Source organism: Mesorhizobium sp. NPDC059054, from assembly GCF_042739215.1.
In the GTDB taxonomy this organism is placed as follows: domain Bacteria; phylum Pseudomonadota; class Alphaproteobacteria; order Rhizobiales; family Rhizobiaceae; genus Mesorhizobium.
Genome location: NZ_JBHYHV010000002.1, coordinates 26743 through 43084, shown reverse-complemented (window position 1 = coordinate 43084; position 16342 = coordinate 26743). Strand labels below are relative to the sequence as shown.

Below are 16342 nucleotides of genomic sequence, written 5' to 3'. Positions count from 1 at the left end.
GCAACCAACGTTGTGACGCAGACTAAAAAAAATTGCTATCCTTGTCCGATCGCGGGCGGCTCACACGTCATCGGCTCGAGCGACGATCCCGCGCTCCAAGCTGAAGGACGAAACCATGCATTATTCTCTCCTGTTCTATCAGACGCCTGAAGTGTTTTCCGCTCGAGCCGATCCGGAAAAGCGCAAGGCCTTCCACGCAGCCTTCATTCCCTATGTGAAGGCAATGCACGATGCAGGCATCATCGTCGCCGGAGCCGGGCTTGAGAAACCCGACGCGGCAACCTCGATCAAGCTTGGCGACAGTGGTCATCACGTGCAGGACGGTCCATATGCCGACACCAAGGAGCAGCTCGCCGGCTTCTTCATCATCGATGTACCCGATCTCGACGCCGCACTGAAATGGGCGTCGCGCTATCCTGCGGAACCAGGCTTCGGCGTGGAGATTCGTCCCAACCTGCCGGAAGACCGTGAGACGCTATTGAAGACGATGGCGGACGGCTGAGGCAACCATTGGACGCTCACGACATCGTCGAGCGGGCGGCACGCGAATCCTATGGCCGCCTGCTCGCTTTCCTCTCGGCGCGCTCGCGCGACATCGCGGCCGCCGAAGATGCGCTGGCGGACGCCTTCAGCGCAGCGCTCGTCAACTGGCCGCATTCGGGCGTGCCAGCCAATCCTGAAGCATGGCTGCTCACAGCGGCGCGACGCAGGCTGATCGATGCGGCCCGCCACAAGCAGGTTCGTGAGCAGTCGATGCCGGCGCTGTTGTGTGCCGCGGAAGAAGCAGAGACTTGCCTCATGGGAGCTACCGGCCTGGGTGACGAACGGCTGAAGCTGCTCTTCATCTGCGCGCATCCGTTGATCGACGCTACAATCCGCACCCCGCTGATGCTGCAGACCGTGCTCGGCATCGATGCCGCGCGCATCGCCTCCGTCTTTTGTGTCAGCCCCGCAGCGATGGCGCGGCGCCTGACGCGCGCGAAGGCTTGCATTCGCGAGGCCGGCATTCCCTTCGACCCGCCAGGTTCCGACGATCTCATCCCGCGCCTCGACGCCGTGCTCGAGGCGGTCTATGCCGCCTATGGTACAGGATGGGACGCCGTGGCCGGTGGCAATTCAAGCCTGCGCGGCCTTGCCCCCGAGGCGGTCTATCTCGCCCGGCTGATTGTCGCTTTGCTCCCAAACGAGCCGGAGGCGCGCGGCCTGCTCGCGCTGATGCTCCATTGCGAGGCGCGTCAGGCGGCGCGCCGAGACGGACGCGGCGCCTATGTGCCGCTGGCCGATCAGGACTGCGCGTTGTGGTCGGATTCGCTTGCAGCCGAGGCGGAGCAACAGCTCGCCACAGCTTCCCGGGCTGGTCGCATCGGCCGCTTCCAGCTCGAAGCCGCAATTCAGTCCGTGCATGCCCAGCGTGCAATCAATGGATACACCGACTGGGAGGCGGTATCGCTGCTCTATGGAGGCCTTGTGGAGATCGCGCCAACGCTCGGCGCGCGGGTCGGTCGCGCAGCCGCGATCGCCGAGGCACGCGGCGCGGAGGCAGCCCTGGCTCTGCTGTGGGAGCTGCCGAACGCGGTGGCCGCGACCTACCAACCTTACTGGGCGTTGAAGGCGCATCTTCTTGCCAGGCTTGGCGCGATCGCCGACGCTCTGGAGGCCTATGACCGCGCCATTGGGTTAAGCGATGATGCGGCGATGCGCGACTTCCTCATCGGTAAGGCGGAGGAACTTGCTTCGTCCAGCCAGCGCCGCCCGCACTGAGATCCTGCGGCGACACTCGGAAATCAATGGCCGTCGAAAGCGATCAGCGTGCGCACGGGCACGTCGAGTGCTTCGAGCTTCTTGCGCCCGCCGAGATCCGGCAGATCGATGACGAAACAGGCCGCGACGATATCGGCGCCGATCTGGCGCAGCAGCTTCACCGCCGCTTCCGCCGTACCACCCGTGGCGATCAGATCGTCAACCAGGATGACCTTTTCGCCCGGCGCCACGCCATCCTTGTGCATCTCCATCTCGTCCAGCCCGTATTCCAGGCTGTAGGCAACACGCACGGTTTCGTGCGGCAACTTGCCCTTCTTGCGGATCGGCACAAAGCCGGCCGACAGCTGATGCGCGATGGCTCCACCCAGGATGAAGCCTCGCGCCTCGATGCCGGCGATCTTCTCTATCTTCTGCCCGGCATAGGGGTGCACCAGCTCATCGATTGCGCGGCGGAAGGCCCGCGCATTGCCAAGCAATGTGGTGATGTCGCGAAACAGGATGCCCGGCTTCGGATAGTCCGGAATGGTGCGGATGGCGGAAAGCAGCGTTTCTTCGATCGACGGTGACATCAAGAATCCATTCCCTGTTCCCCCCATCGATAGAGCAATTCCAGCAAAAGTGTGTAGCGGTTTTGCGTCCGGAATTGCGTAAACTGATAGTTAGAGCGTTTCGGCGTTTCCGTGAAAACGGAAACGCTCTAGCTGTTGCGGCAGGCAAAGAAAAGCCGGAAGCCGCCAGCCGTCCGATTCCAGCACCCAGTGCAGATATCGGACCACCGGCGGCCTTCGGCAACAGATTGCGAGCGGACTACGCCGCCAACGTGTCGGTTTCAGCCACACGCTCGTCATCCGGCGCCGGTGCGGCCTTGAGCAGGACGGCAACAATGCCGGCTGCGATCATGAAGGCACCAACCACCCACAACCCCGCTTTCGGGTTGCCGGTCAGGTCGGTGAGCCAGCCGGTCACGTAGGGACCGACGAACCCGGCGAGATTGCCGAGCGAATTGATGAGCGCGATACCACCTGCCGCTGCCGCTCCCGTCAGGAAGCGGGTTGGCAGCGCCCAGAAGGTCGGGAGAGCCGAGCAGATGCCCATGGCACAGATCGTCACCGCAATCATCGTGGTGAAGGGCGACTGCATGTAGAGCGCGACAGGGATGGCGAGACCGCCGACAATGGCCGGAATGGCCACGTGCCAGACCCGCTCGCCCGTGCTGTCGCCATGTCGTGCCCAAAGATACATGGCAATCGCGCCGAAGGCATAAGGGATCGCGACGATGAAGCCCTGCTCGATGATCGAGTATTCCGTGTTGAAGGCCTGCTTGAAGCCCGCGATGATCGTCGGCAGGAAGAAACCGACGGCGTAGAGCCCGTAGACGACGCCGAAATAGACGAAGGCCAGCGCCAGGATACGAGGCTGCGTCAACGCCTTTCTGAGCGGGTAGTGATAGCGTTGGCTGGTCTGGGCATGTTCATTGTCCATCTCATTCTGCAGCCAGTTGCGCTCTTCCGCAGTCAACCAGGCAGCGTCCTGCGGCTTGTCGGTGAGGTAGAACCAGCAAAGCACGCCGATCAGGATCGCCGGCAGGCCTTCGACCAGGAACATGAAGCGCCAGCCGTCCAGCCCGAATACCAGCCCGTGGCCGGCTGAAATCAGCCAGGCAGACAACGGTGAGCCGATCACGGACGACACCGGTATCGCAATCATGAACAGCGCTACGGCTCGCGCGCGTTCGCGCTTGGGGAACCAGAAGGTGAGGTAAAGAATGATGCCGGGAAAGAAGCCGGCCTCGGCGATGCCGAGCAGGAAACGCAAGCCATACATCGACAGCGCATTGGGCACGAATGCCATCAGCGACGCGACGATGCCCCAGCTCACCATGATGCGCGCGATCCAGCGGCGCGCGCCAACCTTGTGCAGGATGAGGTTGCTGGGCACTTCGAGCAGCAGATAGCCGATGAAGAAGATGCCGGAGGCAAGCCCGAAAGCCGCCTTGTCGAAACCCAGCGCATCGTTCATGCCGTGCGGCGCGGCAAAGCCGATATTGGTGCGGTCGAGATAATTGATAAAATACAGCAGACCGAGAAACGGCATCAGCCGCCAGGCAACTTTTCGAACGACGCGCTCGCGCATACCTGCGTCAACGGCAGTCGAGTGAGATGGACCGGCCACGGCTTTCCTCCCTGGACAACGCCCCCGGGCGCCACGTAAACATGCGACAAAGCTGACGTCCATCGCGGGAAGGTCGCATCGGGTCGGTCATGCACGACTGTGTGTAGGGCCAAACAAAAAAGGCGCCCGAGGGCGCCCTTTCGTTTCCTTATGCCACTGGATCAGTGGGCGATGTTCGACCAAACCTTGCGCTTGGTGAGATACATCAACACCGCAAAGAGCAGCAGGAAGACCACGACGCGGAAGCCGGTCTTCTTGCGATCCTCCAGATGCGGCTCGGCAGCCCACATCAGGAAAGCAGAAACGTCTTCCGAATACTGCTCCACCGTCTGCGGCGCCCCGTCGTCGTAGGTGACCTGGTCCGCCGAGATCGGCTTCGGCATCTTCAGTGACACACCCGCGTTGAAATACGGATTGTAGTGCGTGCCTTCCGGGACGGTCATACCGGCCGGCGGCTGCTCGTCATAGCCGTTGAGAAGCGAGTGGATGTAATCCGGGCCGTTCTCGGCATACTGGGTGAAGATGTCGATGATGAACTGCGGGAAGCCGCGCTCGATACCACGCGCCTTGGCAAGCAGCGACATATCAGGCGGTACCGCGCCACCATTGGCTGCCGCGGCAGCCTGATCGTTCGGATAGGGCGACGGGAAGTAGTCCGACGCGATTCCTGGACGCTCGAACATCTCGCCGGCATCGTTCGGCCCATCCTGCACGGTGTAGCCGGCGGCGAAAGCCTTCACCTGCGCTTCCGAATAACCGAGGTCCGACAGGGTGCGGAAGGCCACCAGCTTCATCGAGTGGCAGGCCGAGCACACTTCCTTGTAGACCTTCAGGCCGCGCTGCAGCTGCGCCTTGTCGTAGGTACCGAACGGCCCCGCGAACGACCAGCTCATCTCCTTTGGCTTGTGGATCGGGAAATGGGTTGGATTGGCTTCATGCGAAGCCTCGCCTGCCTTCCCGGCTTCCTCGGCGTAGGCGGCCGCACCGACGAGCAGTGCGGAGGCCGCGGCCAGCGAAATGAGAATCTTCTTCATGCCAATATCCCCTGGATTCTCTTCTCGCTCAGCCTTTGGTTTCCGGCGATGCGGTCGCCCCGGCCGGATGCCCGCTGCCGCCCTTGTTCTTTTCCAGCACCGCTTCGGTGATGGAATTGGGCAAGCGGCGTGGTGTCTCGATCAGACCGAGCACCGGCAGAATGACCAGGAAGAAGGCGAAGTAGAACAGCGTCGCCATTTGCGCCATCAGCACGTAGGAGCCTTCCGCCGGACGCGAGCCGAGCCAACCGAGCAGGATGGCGTTGATCGTGAAGAGCCAGAAGAACAGCTTGTACCATGGACGATAGACCGCCGAGCGCACCTTTGAGGTGTCGAGCCACGGCACGATGAACAGCATCGCAATCGCGCCGAACATGGCAATGACGCCGCCGAGCTTCGAGTTGATCGGCCCGATGTTGAAGGTGATGGCGCGCAGGATCGCGTAGAACGGCAGGAAGTACCATTCAGGGACGATATGGGCCGGGGTCTTCAATGGGTCGGCGACGGTATAGTTGTCCGGATGGCCGAGATAGTTCGGCATGTAGAAGATGAAGTAGGCGAAGAACAGCAGGAACACCACCATGCCCAGCGCGTCCTTGATGGTCGCATAGGGTGTGAAAGCCACGGTGTCGGTCTTCGACTTCACTTCGATGCCGGTCGGGTTGTTCTGGCCGGTGACGTGCAGCGCCCAGACGTGCAGCACAACCACGCCGGCGATCATGAACGGCAGCAGGTAGTGCAGCGCGAAGAAGCGGTTCAGCGTCGGGTTGTCGACCGCGAAGCCGCCAAGCAGCAACTCCTGGATCCAGTTGCCGACCACCGGAATGGCGGTGAAGAAGCCCGTGATGACGGTGGCGCCCCAGAAGGACATCTGGCCCCACGGCAGCACGTAACCCATGAAACCGGTCGCCATCATCAGCAGGTAGATGATGCAGCCCAGGATCCACAGCAGCTCGCGCGGCGCCTTGTAGGAGCCGTAGTAGAGGCCGCGGAAGATGTGCAGATAGACCGCGATGAAGAAGAAGGACGCACCGTTGGAGTGCATGTAGCGCAGCAGCCAACCCTGGTTGACGTCGCGCATGATCTTCTCGACCGAGCCGAAGGCCAGCGTCGTGTCGGAGGTGTAATGCATCGCCAGCACGATACCGGTGAGGATCTGCGACACCAGCATGATCGAAAGGATGCCGCCGAACGTCCACATATAGTTCAGGTTGCGCGGCACCGGATAGGCGATGAAAGAATCATAGACGAGCCGCGGCAGCGGCATGCGTGCATCGAACCAGCGTCCGAGGCCGGTCTTCGGCGTATAGGTCGAGTGTCCCTCGCTCATGGAAATGTCCCCCTGCCTCAGCCGACGCGGATCTTGGTATCGGAGATGAATGAAAAGACCGGCACAGCCATATTTTCCGGCGCCGGGCCTTTGCGGATGCGGCCGGCCGTGTCGTAGACCGAACCGTGGCACGGGCAGAACCAGCCGCCATATTCACCCTGTTGGCCAAGCGGGATACAGCCGAGATGGGTGCACACACCCACCATCACCAGCCAGTTTTCCTTGCCTTTGCCGGCAGAGCGATCGGTGTCGGTGGCCTGCGCGTCCGACGCGAGATTGGCGTTGCGGGCAAGCGGATCCTTCAACTCATCGAGCTTGACGTCCTGCGCTGCCTTCACCTCTTCCGGCGTGCGGTTGCGGATGAAGACCGGCTTGCCGCGCCACTTGACGGTGAGCGACATGCCGGGCGTCAGCGAGGCTACGTCCACTTCGACCGAGGCCAGCGCGCGCGTGGAGGCGTCCGGTTGCATCTGATCGATGAACGGCCAGGCGACGGACGCCGCGCCAACCACGCCGGCCATGCCGGTGGCTATGTACAGAAAATCACGGCGATTGGGATCGTGGGTTTCGTCGGTTGCGCTCACGGGTGCCTGGTCCTTTCGCCTCTTCCGTGCCGAAAGGCGAGCCCCCTGTCCCGCTTGAGCATCCCCGCTCAATTCGCACCGGCCCGACAGCGCATGGCAACAGGCTAGCGAATTCCTCCGGCATTTGGACTTCGGTTTATGCGTGCAGCCCGTTTTTGTCCAGTCGGGTGAAGGGCACAGGGCAGATTGTCGCGGGGAGAAATGCCGCGCTGAAAAATGATCCTATGCGGCACCCAGCCTGACAAGCACTTCGCGCGGGATCTGCAGGTCGCGGATCACCGCGTCATGACGGCGAAAACCGCACAATTCGCGCTGGATGAACCAGCCATAGACGAGACCGGCCGTTTCCTTGAGCAGTTGGGCCCTGCCCGCCTCGTCGCCGACATAGGTTCTGAGCCGGAGAAGCGCCTTTTCGGCACGTTCGCCCGCCTGGCCAAGCGCTGCAGCCTTCTCCGCCAGCACTTCGTGACCCAGCGCGTCGAACATCGCCTCGGCCAGCGAACCGCCCGAAGAGCCCGAGTAACCGGAAGGGAGCCTAAGCGTCATTCAATCCCACCTTTTGCTGGATGTGATCATAGCTCATTCCGCCGCGCTCGCAGCGTCCAGTGAGTCGTCGCCGCTGAACAGGAAGCCGCCGGACTGCCGTTTCCACAGCCTTGCATAGAGCCCGTCGGCCGCCACCAACTCCTCATGAGTTCCTTCCTCGACGATTCGGCCCTTGTCCATCACCACCAGGCGATCGAGTGCGGCGATGGTGGAAAGCCGGTGCGCGATCGCGATGACGGTCTTGCCCTCCATCAACTGATAGAGGTTGTCCTGGATCGCCGCCTCGACTTCCGAATCGAGTGCCGAGGTCGCCTCATCCAGGATGAGGATCGGCGCATCCTTCAACATCATGCGGGCGATCGCCACCCGCTGCCGCTGCCCGCCGGAGAGCTTGACGCCGCGCTCGCCGACCTGCGCCTCGTAACCCTTGCGACCACGCGGGTCCTCGACGTGGACGATGAAATCATGCGCGGCCGCCTGCTTCGCCGCGTCAATGATCTCGGCATCCGAAGCGCCCTCGCGGCCATAGCCAATATTGTCGCGGATGGAACGGTGCATCAGCATAGCTTCCTGGCTGACGACGCCGAACTGCGCGCGCAGCGAGGCCTGGGTCAGTTCACGGATATCGCGACCGTCGATCAGGATGCGGCCTTTCTCGACATCGAACAGCCGAAGCATCAGGTTGACAATGGTCGTCTTGCCGGCGCCCGAAGGGCCGACGATCGCCACGCGTTCGCCGGGGCGGATATGCAGGTTCAGATTGTCGATGACGCCACCTTCCTTGCCATAATGGAAGGAGACGTTTTCGAAGCGAATGTCGCCGCTCGCGCGCGGCAGCACCGTGGCGTCCGTAGCGTCCCGGATCGTGGGCGTCACCGAGATGGTGCGCGTGGCGTCCTGCACGGTGGCGTAGTTGCGCACCAGCCCGTTGATGTTGAACATCATCCAGCCCGACATCTGGTTGAGCCGGAAGACCAGACCGAGCGCGGCGGCGATCGCCCCCGTCGAGATGTGGCCTGACGTCCAGTTCATGACGGCGATGATGGCGATCAGGCTCATCATGACGCCGTTGAGGACAGCGACGGAAGAACGCACGGTGGTGATCGCCCGCGTCAGCCGCACCACCGCGGTCAGGAAGCCTTCCAGCCCATCGCGGATATAGGCATGCTCGCGCTTGCCGCTGTCGAACAGCTTCACCGCCACGATGTTGGTGAAGGCATCGACCAGCCGCCCGTTGAAGACCGAGCGCTGGTCGGCGGTCTCGCGCCCGGCACGCCGCATTTCCGGCAACAGGAACCAGACGATGCCGGCATAACCTGCGAACCACAATGCCACGACCACGCCCATCAGCGGATCCAGTGACACCAGGATGGTGATGGCCAGGATCAGGAAGGTCAGGAACGACCACATCGTCTGCAGCACGTTGATGATGAAGTCGCCGACGGCTTCGCCGCCCTGCATGATCTTGGTGGCGATGCGGCCGGCGAAATCGTTCTGGTAGAAACCGTAGGGCTGCTGGATCACGCGCCGGAACGCCTGCCAGCGCACCATCGAATAGAAGCCGGGCACCACCACCTGCTGTTCGACCACCGCCGAAGCGATCATAATGACAGCGCGCGCGACCAGGATCAGCAGGAGCAGTCCGACCAGCGCCACCCAGTGATCGGCAAACAGCGTGGCCGGCGAGGACTTGTCGAGCAGATCGATCAGCCAGCCGACCGACCAGTACATGGCCGCATCCACGGCGCCAGCCAGCCCGCCGGTGATCAGGAGCAGCAGGAAGGCGCCCTTGGCCTGATTGGCGAAATACAGAATGAACCGCCAGGCATCGGCCGGCAGCACTTCCCGATCCGTATCGCTGAACGGGTCGATGGCACCCTCGACGGCGCGCCAGATGCGGTCACGGAAACCTCCGCTGCTCAACTGCCAGGACCCTCACTGTTGACTTCAAGGAATTGATTCAGGGCATCAATTGCCATGCCCATCCTTTTGTTCCGATTCACGTCTTCGCGATAGCTTCAGGAGCGCACGTCGGTGCGTATCGGAGCCGGCGATGGGCCGTCACTCGCAACGCACAACGTCTCCCGCCGATGTCATCTCTCCATGGCCTCTTCGGTCACCTCCGCCTCTTCGACCATCTCTGCCTTCGCAGTGGCGGCGGGTTCCTGTCCGAGATCGTCATGCAGCTGGAAGCCGCCGGACTGGCGCTGCCAGAGCTGGGCGTAGAGCCCACCCCTGCCGACCAGTTCCTCGTGCGAACCTTCCTCGATGATGCGGCCGTGATCCATCACCACCAACCGGTCCATTGCGGCGATGGTTGAGAGCCGGTGCGCGATGGCGATCACCGTCTTGCCCTCCATCAGGCGATAGAGGTTCTCCTGGATCGCCGCTTCGACCTCAGAATCCAGCGCCGAGGTAGCTTCGTCAAGGATCAGGATCGGCGCATCCTTCAACATCACCCGCGCAATGGCGATGCGCTGGCGCTGTCCGCCGGAAAGCTTGACGCCACGCTCGCCGACATGGGCATCGAAGCCGATCCGTCCCTCGCGGTCCACCAGGCCGGCGACGACATCGGCCACCTGGGCCGCTTCCACCACCCGCGAGATGTCGGCATCAGTGGCGTCCTGGCGCCCGTATTTCAGATTCTCGCGCACTGAGCGATGCAGCAGCGACGTGTCCTGGCTGACGAACCCGATCGCGGCGCGCACGCTCTCCTGTGTCACGTCGCGAACATCCTGCCCGTCGATCAGGACGCGACCGTCCTGGACGTCGTAGAGGCGCAGCAACAAGTTCACCAGCGTCGATTTGCCGGCGCCCGACCGTCCGATGACTCCTACCCTTTCGCCTGGCGCGATCTTCAGCGACAGGTTTTCGATGAGACCGCCTTTTCCATCCTTGCGCCCGTAGTTGAAGTTGACGCGATCGAGCTCGATCGCGCCCCTGGTCACCCGCAGTGTCTCGGCGTCGGGCCTGTCGAGCATCCTGATCGGCCTGGCGATGGTGGTCATCGAATTGCCGGCCGTCCCGATCTGCCGGAAGATGTTCCCACCGGCATCCAGTATCCGATACGAGATACCCGCAATCTGCAGCGCAAAGGGGATGGCGGTGGCCACCGCCGCGGCACTCATTCCACCCGCGCTCCAGCGTGCCAGCGCCAGCCAGCTGATGGCCACCAGCAAGCTGGCATTCATGACGAACAAAGCCGACCACATACCGGTGAACACGCGCATCAGCCGGTAAAAGGTCTGGGCGTGTTTGAGCACAGCTTGCGACACATATCTGTCCTCGTGTTCACCGGTCGAAAACGTCTTCAGCGTCAGGATGTTGGTATAGCTGTCGACGATGCGGCCACTCATCACCGACCATTCTTCCGAAAGGTCCGTCGAGCGCCGCGCGATCAGCGGCATGCAGTATCTGAGCAGCAGACCGTAAAGCACCAGCCAGACAGCGATTGCCGCAACCAGCGTGACGTCGAACCGTGCCAACACGGTGATCGCCACCACGACGAACACCACCGCATACCAGACGGTATCGATGGTCAGGTTGACAGCGATCTCGATGGAATCGCCGCTCTGCATGACCTTGGTGCCGATACGGCCCGCGAAATCGTTCTGGAAGAAAGTCCAATCCTGCCTCGTGACATGCCAATGACTCTGCCAGCGGATGAGGTCGATGAAATTCGCGGCGATCGCGTGGTTGCGCACAAGTGCGTCGAGGGCGATTGTCAGCGGCCGCAGGAAGACGACGCAGGCCATGACGACCAGCGTGGTCCCATGCTCCGCGAAGAAGCTGCGTGGATCGGAACTCGCCAACATGCCGACGATGACGCCGACGAAGATCGGCAGCATCGCGTCCACAATGGCGCCCGCCGCAACGAACAGCATGCGCATCGCGAAACCTGCGCGGAACTGCATGATGAAATAGCGGAAGAAATTCCAAAGTCCCATCGGCGGCTGGCGGTCTTCAGCCAGCGCAACGGGCGAATAGCGGGTCTCAAACCAGTCGAAGAGCTTAGCGAACATCTTCTTCACTCATGCGGGTGCGGCCCCTGGGGACCTCTGGTCCGGTGGCCGGACTCTCTTGATTCGTTATAGATTCGTTTTTTGAACCGGACCTCGCCCAGCATTCGCTTTTCGACGGCCCAAGAAGCACCATCCGCTTCAACCGGAGCGGATGGTGCGAGGCGAAACCTATTCTGCCGCCTCTTCCGTCACCTCGAGCTTCATCTTGGCGGCGGGTTCATGTCCGGGATCGTCGTGGAGCAGGAAACCGCCCGACTGGCGCTGCCAGAGCTGGGCGTAGAGTCCGCCCCTGGCGACCAGTTCATCGTGCGAACCCTCCTCGATGATGCGGCCCTGGTCCATCACCACCAGCCGATCCATCGCCGCAATGGTCGATAGGCGGTGCGCAATGGCGATCACCGTCTTGCCCTGCATCAGCTTGTAGAGGTTCTGCTGGATCGCCGCCTCGACTTCCGAATCCAGCGCGGAGGTCGCCTCGTCCAGAATGAGGATCGGCGCATCCTTCAGCATGACACGGGCAATCGCGATACGCTGGCGCTGGCCACCGGACAGCTTGACACCTCGTTCGCCGACATGCGCGTCGAGACCCTTGCGACCCTTCGCGTCCGACAGCCCGCCAATGAAGCTGAACGCTTCGGCACGTCTTACCGCCTCCAGCACGGCTTCTTCGCCAGCGTCGGGACGGCCATAGAGGATGTTGTCGCGCACTGAACGATGCAGCAGCGACGTGTCCTGAGTGACCATGCCGATATGAGCGCGCAGCGAATCCTGCGTAACGTCGGCAATATTGTCGCCGTCGATCAGGATGCGTCCGCCTTCCAGATCGTAGAAGCGCAGCAACAGGTTGACGAGCGTCGACTTGCCGGCACCCGAGCGACCGACGATGCCAACCTTCTCGCCCGGTTTCACCGTCAACGACAGGTTCTCGATGACACCCTTCTGCTTGCCGTAGTGGAAGCGGATGTCGTCGAAGCGGATTTCACCCTTGCTCACTTCGAGGTCGCGGGCGCCCGGCTTATCTTCGACAAGGCGAGGCATCGAGATGGAGCTTATGCCGTCCTGTACCGTGCCGATGTTCTCGAACAGGCCCGACACTTCCCACATGATCCATTGCGACATGCCATAGAGGCGCAGCACGAGGCCGACCACCACCGCCACGGCGCCGACGGTCACGATCTCGTGCAGCCAGAAACCGATCGCCATCGCGCCGACAGCGAGCAGCAGGAGTGAATTCAGCAGATACACCACGATGTAGAACTGACTGATCAGCCGGCCTTGCGCATAGGCGGTGTCGAGGAACTCGGTCATGCCTTCGCGAGCGTAGTCGGACTCGCGCCGCCCATGCGAGAACAGCTTCACGGTCTGGATGTTGGTGTAGCTGTCGACGATGCGGCCGGTCATGACCGAACGTGCGTCGGCCTGCGCCTCCGACACCTTGCCAAGGCGCGGAACGAAATAGCGCAAAGCGACAAGATAGCCGCCGAGCCACACCACGATCGGCGCGGCGAGACGCCAGTCAGCCGAGCCGACGATGAACAGCATGCCGAGGAAATAGACCACGACATAGTTCAGCACCTCTGCGAATTTCAGCACCGTCTCGCGCACGGCGAGCGCCGTCTGCATCAGCTTGGTGGCGATGCGGCCGGCGAACTCGTCCTGGTAGAAGGCCATCGACTGTTTGAGCAGGTAGCGGTGCACCTGCCAGCGGATGCGCATCGGGTAGTTGCCGAACAGCGTCTGGTAGGTGTTGAACGATGAAAGCGCCACGGCGCCCGGCAGAACGATGGCGATCACGAGCGCCATCCCCGCCAGCTTCCACCATTCGGTCTGCAGGAAGGTTTCCCGGTTTTGCGCCGAAAGCCAGTCGACAATGTGGCCAAGGAAGCCGAACATCCAGACTTCAAGGAAGGCGATCAACGCCATCAGCACGGTGGCCAGCAGCACGAACGGCCAGGCAGGCTTGGTGAAATACCAGCAGAAAGCCCACAGCGTATTCGGCGGCTCGACCGGCTCTGCGGCCGGAAACGGGTTCAGTCTTTTTTCAAACCAGCGGAACATGGTTTCGTACTCTAGGGCAATTCCAGGAAAAGTGTGTAACGGTTTTCCGCCTGGAATTGCGTAAAAACAAAGAGTTAGAGCGTCTACGCGTTTCCGAAAAACCGAAACGCTCTGGTGAAGAATGGGAGCGCGCGCAGCCTCAGGCTGCGCGCGGCAGGGTCATGATCTCGCGATCATCTTCGGTTCGTAGCATTGCTGGACCGACCCTGCGGGCGCCGCTGATATGGGCGTCCGAATGTTCAGTGCCGACACCGCCACGCTCACCCTCCTGACCAGCCGTGGCAGGAGCTTCGGTTTTCACCAGACGAGGTCGCAGCAGCCTGATGAAGCGGCGCACCAGCGACGGCCGGCCGGGGGCCGGAACGGCGCGTGAGAAATCGACATCCGGCAGCATGCCGCGATGCGGCCTGCGGCGAATTTCGGCACGCACTGCCGAGGAACGGGTTTCGCCGACCAGCAACGCCCAGGTCGCCAGTTTGCGGTCGTGCAGGCTGCGGGAGCCCGGTATCTTAAAGGGATCGAACATAGGTCCGTCCTCCATTGAAAAGAACAGGTCGAAAGATGGATTGCGGCCCCCGGCGAAATGCGAACCGGTGGCGTCAAACGGTTGAAACTGAGCAGACTCAGACGGGACCTTGGGTCCCTTGGACAGATAAGAAAACATCGCAGGATTCCCTTGAAGGCCGGAAAGAGGGTCCGGCTGGAATCGGTGCGATTGGGCCTAAAAAGTTAGGAGAAATGTCGAACCGAGCCAGCCGTCGGGCATACGCCCCAGGCGAGAAAGCGTGCATTACGCATGGTCATCATTTCCATGAACGCCTCCGTCGGCTCGAGTTGACAATGCCGGCCTGATACACGCATTCGCAAAAAATAACCAGACGCCAGTCGAGAAATCGCCGAAACCACGAGGCGCCTGTGGCCGATCTGCCACGCATAAAGCAGGTTCCGCAAAAGTGTTCCGCGGTTTTGCGATCAGAACCTCCGACAAAACTTGAGAAGGCACGGAAATGAAGCACGGTCTGCGCATTGCCCTCTACCAGCCGGATATCGCCGGCAATACCGGGACAATCCTGCGCTTTGCTGCCTGCATGGGGCTTGCCGTGGATATCATCGAACCCGCAGGCTTCGATCTCTCCGACCGCAATCTGAGGCGCGCCGGCATGGATTATCTCGAAATGGCGGCGCTGACCCGTCATGTCGACTGGGCGAGCTTCGAGAATTGGCGACGAGGCGAGGCGCGCAGGCTGGTGCTGCTGTCGACCAAGGCGGCCGTGCCTTATACCGATTTCGTTTTCGACAAGGACGACATCGTTTTGTTCGGGCGCGAATCGGCCGGCGTCCCGGAGGCGGTTCGCGATGCTTCCGATGCTCGACTGCTCATCCCGATGCAGGCCGGCGCACGTAGCCTCAATGTCGCGCTTTCGGTGGCGATGGTTGCGGGCGAAGCGCTGCGGCAACTCGGCTAACGCATCAACAACTACCCTGCCCGTTCGTGCCAGCGCGCTGACAATCGCTCGCCATTCCCCCATTCCGGCACCGTTCCGCCGCCGAGCTATCCCCAGGTGGCTCTTTGACGGAGCCCAGTCTGTTGCGCACATCGTTTCCACCTTCGTCGCGTCCCGAAGGTGTTCTTTGTAGAAGTTCAAGTTAACTTTAAGTCAAGCCATGAATCTGGAGCTGCCATGCGCGGGCTTGATCCGGCGTTGCCGACTGCGACTACGGTCCGGACGGCAAGCTGAGATCGAGTCGCTTCTCCGCTTCCGTGAGCGTCATGCCGGAAGCAAGCAGTTCGTCAGGCGACCAGTGCTCCTTGTCGAGCAGGAAGGCGATCAGCAAGCGGTAAAGCGCATAGTTGCCGGAACGCTTGGGATCGAGGTCCACCTCGCCGGAGCGACGCGCCCTGGCCAGCGCGTCGACATCGACGACCCCGCCCATTGCGATGTAATCCGCCATGCCTTCGCGCTGCCAGGCAGGCAGACGCCAATTGGCGATCGCGCCGATATGGTTCGAGATCAAGCTGTGACCGATTTCGTGGCCGGCATAGTAAGCAAGCGTGCGGGGCTCGGGTACCGGCGTCGCATCGGCCTTCAGCACCTTGTTGTGATCGATGTCGGATTGCCGGATGAAGACACCACCACCGACCGGAGCATAGTTCACGCCAGCGGCGCCGCCATTCCAAAGAAAGACCAGGCGCCGCCGCCATTCCTCATTCGTGACGAAGATACGATAGACGCCGAGATCGTCGCGAAAACCCGCCGGCGCCTTGGCCAGACGACCTTCGACATCGGCGAGTACAGCGCGTCCTGCCAGTTCATTGAAAGGGCGGTCGGAATAGAGGTGCAACCTGCCTTGCCCGACATGATAGGCATAGAGCGGCTGTGGAAAAGCCAGCAGCCCCGCCACAGACATGGTGGCGACCAGGGCCAGCCCGAAACAGGCCGAAACGATACGCCACAGCAAGCGAAACGTGGTCATCGGGATCAACTCTTCGACGCTCTGGTTGAGAGACCCGACAAATCTTCAACCGGATGTGGGCGTTCCTGTGTCGCCGATATTCAATCCGCCACCGGCAGCCTGCGAATGGTGAACTCTATCACATCACCCGGGCGCTCGAACCAGCTTTCGATACTGGTCCAATAGGCCTGCTTCGGCCAGCGTTCGAACCATTCCTTCGCCTTCAGCCTGGCGTCGGTACGCGGTAAAACGAAGGTCTCGCGCAGGAAGCCGTCGCGCGGCGTTGCCTCGGCGCGGGCGCGATCCAGCCTCTTCTTGAGGCCATCCAGCGGTGGTCTTGATGGAGTACGCATGAAAGAACTCCTTGACCCAACTTCTCAA

The 16342-nt window shown here is 61.8% G+C and carries 15 protein-coding genes; 3 read left to right on the top strand and 12 right to left on the bottom strand.

The genetic code is table 11. The annotated features are described in order from the left end of the window. Positions 1-115 precede the first annotated feature (115 nt). Together ACFWXH_RS07980 and ACFWXH_RS07975 are read left to right on the top strand one after the other, a co-directional pair. Positions 116-502, top strand: coding sequence for a YciI family protein (locus ACFWXH_RS07980; RefSeq protein ID WP_379119088.1), 387 nt, complete (start codon positions 116-118; stop codon positions 500-502). Between the two features lie 8 nt (positions 503-510). Next, a complete protein-coding gene (locus tag ACFWXH_RS07975; protein WP_379119086.1) occupies positions 511-1761 on the top strand; it encodes an RNA polymerase sigma factor in 1251 nt (416 codons plus the stop codon). 23 nt (positions 1762-1784) lie between these two features. On the opposite strand, the gene ACFWXH_RS07970 is transcribed toward ACFWXH_RS07975, so the two are convergent. The 10 genes from ACFWXH_RS07970 to ACFWXH_RS07925 form a co-directional block, all read right to left on the bottom strand. Continuing rightward, complete coding sequence (locus tag ACFWXH_RS07970; protein ID WP_054310571.1) at positions 1785-2330, bottom strand: adenine phosphoribosyltransferase; 546 nt, start codon at positions 2328-2330, stop codon at positions 1785-1787. 238 nt (positions 2331-2568) lie between these two features. Further along, on the bottom strand, positions 2569-3933 hold the full coding sequence (locus ACFWXH_RS07965; protein ID WP_379119083.1) for an MFS transporter: 1365 nt from the start codon (positions 3931-3933) through the stop codon (positions 2569-2571). Between the two features lie 161 nt (positions 3934-4094). After that, complete coding sequence (locus ACFWXH_RS07960; RefSeq protein WP_054310573.1) at positions 4095-4967, bottom strand: cytochrome c1; 873 nt, start codon at positions 4965-4967, stop codon at positions 4095-4097. A 28-nt stretch (positions 4968-4995) separates the two neighbouring features. Then, complete coding sequence (locus ACFWXH_RS07955) at positions 4996-6297, bottom strand: cytochrome bc complex cytochrome b subunit (RefSeq protein WP_379119081.1); 1302 nt, start codon at positions 6295-6297, stop codon at positions 4996-4998. Positions 6298-6314: 17 nt separating this feature from the next. Continuing rightward, positions 6315-6881, bottom strand: a complete 567-nt coding sequence (gene petA, locus ACFWXH_RS07950) for a ubiquinol-cytochrome c reductase iron-sulfur subunit (RefSeq protein ID WP_379119079.1) — start codon at positions 6879-6881, stop codon at positions 6315-6317. Positions 6882-7103: 222 nt separating this feature from the next. Continuing rightward, positions 7104-7427, bottom strand: coding sequence for a DUF6665 family protein (locus ACFWXH_RS07945; protein WP_379119077.1), 324 nt, complete (start codon positions 7425-7427; stop codon positions 7104-7106). A gap of 33 nt (positions 7428-7460) precedes the next feature. Further along, the gene (locus ACFWXH_RS07940; protein WP_379119075.1) at positions 7461-9350 is read right to left on the bottom strand and encodes an ABC transporter ATP-binding protein; all 1890 of its coding nucleotides are present in this window, start codon (positions 9348-9350) and stop codon (positions 7461-7463) included. 170 nt (positions 9351-9520) lie between these two features. After that, positions 9521-11449, bottom strand: a complete 1929-nt coding sequence (locus ACFWXH_RS07935) for an ABC transporter ATP-binding protein (protein WP_379119073.1) — start codon at positions 11447-11449, stop codon at positions 9521-9523. Between the two features lie 168 nt (positions 11450-11617). Beyond that, positions 11618-13507, bottom strand: coding sequence for an ABC transporter ATP-binding protein (locus tag ACFWXH_RS07930; protein ID WP_379119071.1), 1890 nt, complete (start codon positions 13505-13507; stop codon positions 11618-11620). Positions 13508-13646: 139 nt separating this feature from the next. After that, a complete protein-coding gene (locus ACFWXH_RS07925; protein ID WP_379119069.1) occupies positions 13647-14033 on the bottom strand; it encodes a hypothetical protein in 387 nt (128 codons plus the stop codon). 481 nt (positions 14034-14514) lie between these two features. On the opposite strand from ACFWXH_RS07925, the gene ACFWXH_RS07920 reads away from it, so the two are divergent. After that, positions 14515-14973: a tRNA (cytidine(34)-2'-O)-methyltransferase gene (locus tag ACFWXH_RS07920; protein WP_379119067.1), complete on the top strand. Its 459-nt coding sequence runs from the start codon at positions 14515-14517 to the stop codon at positions 14971-14973. Positions 14974-15223: 250 nt separating this feature from the next. Here the strand turns inward: ACFWXH_RS07920 and ACFWXH_RS07915 are convergent, their stop codons facing one another. Together ACFWXH_RS07915 and ACFWXH_RS07910 are read right to left on the bottom strand one after the other, a co-directional pair. Next, positions 15224-15982 carry a hypothetical protein gene (locus tag ACFWXH_RS07915; protein WP_379119065.1) on the bottom strand — a complete coding sequence of 253 codons (759 nt, stop codon included), beginning with the start codon at positions 15980-15982 and terminating at the stop codon, positions 15224-15226. Positions 15983-16062: 80 nt separating this feature from the next. Beyond that, positions 16063-16314: a hypothetical protein gene (locus tag ACFWXH_RS07910; protein WP_379119063.1), complete on the bottom strand. Its 252-nt coding sequence runs from the start codon at positions 16312-16314 to the stop codon at positions 16063-16065. Between the last annotated feature and the right edge of the window lie 28 nt (positions 16315-16342).

Excerpts from the sequence above, each read along its gene's own strand:
- ACFWXH_RS07945 (WP_379119077.1), bottom strand. The coding sequence starts at position 7,427 with ATGACGCTTAGGCTCCCTTCCGGTTACTCGGGCTCTTCGGGCGGTTCG.
- ACFWXH_RS07960 (WP_054310573.1), bottom strand. The coding sequence starts at position 4,967 with ATGAAGAAGATTCTCATTTCGCTGGCCGCGGCCTCCGCACTGCTCGTC.
- ACFWXH_RS07970 (WP_054310571.1), bottom strand. The coding sequence starts at position 2,330 with ATGTCACCGTCGATCGAAGAAACGCTGCTTTCCGCCATCCGCACCATT.
- ACFWXH_RS07920 (WP_379119067.1), top strand. The coding sequence starts at position 14,515 with ATGAAGCACGGTCTGCGCATTGCCCTCTACCAGCCGGATATCGCCGGC.
- ACFWXH_RS07915 (WP_379119065.1), bottom strand. The coding sequence starts at position 15,982 with ATGACCACGTTTCGCTTGCTGTGGCGTATCGTTTCGGCCTGTTTCGGG.
- ACFWXH_RS07925 (WP_379119069.1), bottom strand. The coding sequence starts at position 14,033 with ATGTTCGATCCCTTTAAGATACCGGGCTCCCGCAGCCTGCACGACCGC.
- ACFWXH_RS07955 (WP_379119081.1), bottom strand. The coding sequence starts at position 6,297 with ATGAGCGAGGGACACTCGACCTATACGCCGAAGACCGGCCTCGGACGC.
- ACFWXH_RS07935 (WP_379119073.1), bottom strand. The coding sequence starts at position 11,449 with ATGTTCGCTAAGCTCTTCGACTGGTTTGAGACCCGCTATTCGCCCGTT.
- ACFWXH_RS07910 (WP_379119063.1), bottom strand. The coding sequence starts at position 16,314 with ATGCGTACTCCATCAAGACCACCGCTGGATGGCCTCAAGAAGAGGCTG.
- ACFWXH_RS07930 (WP_379119071.1), bottom strand. The coding sequence starts at position 13,507 with ATGTTCCGCTGGTTTGAAAAAAGACTGAACCCGTTTCCGGCCGCAGAG.
- ACFWXH_RS07980 (WP_379119088.1), top strand. The coding sequence starts at position 116 with ATGCATTATTCTCTCCTGTTCTATCAGACGCCTGAAGTGTTTTCCGCT.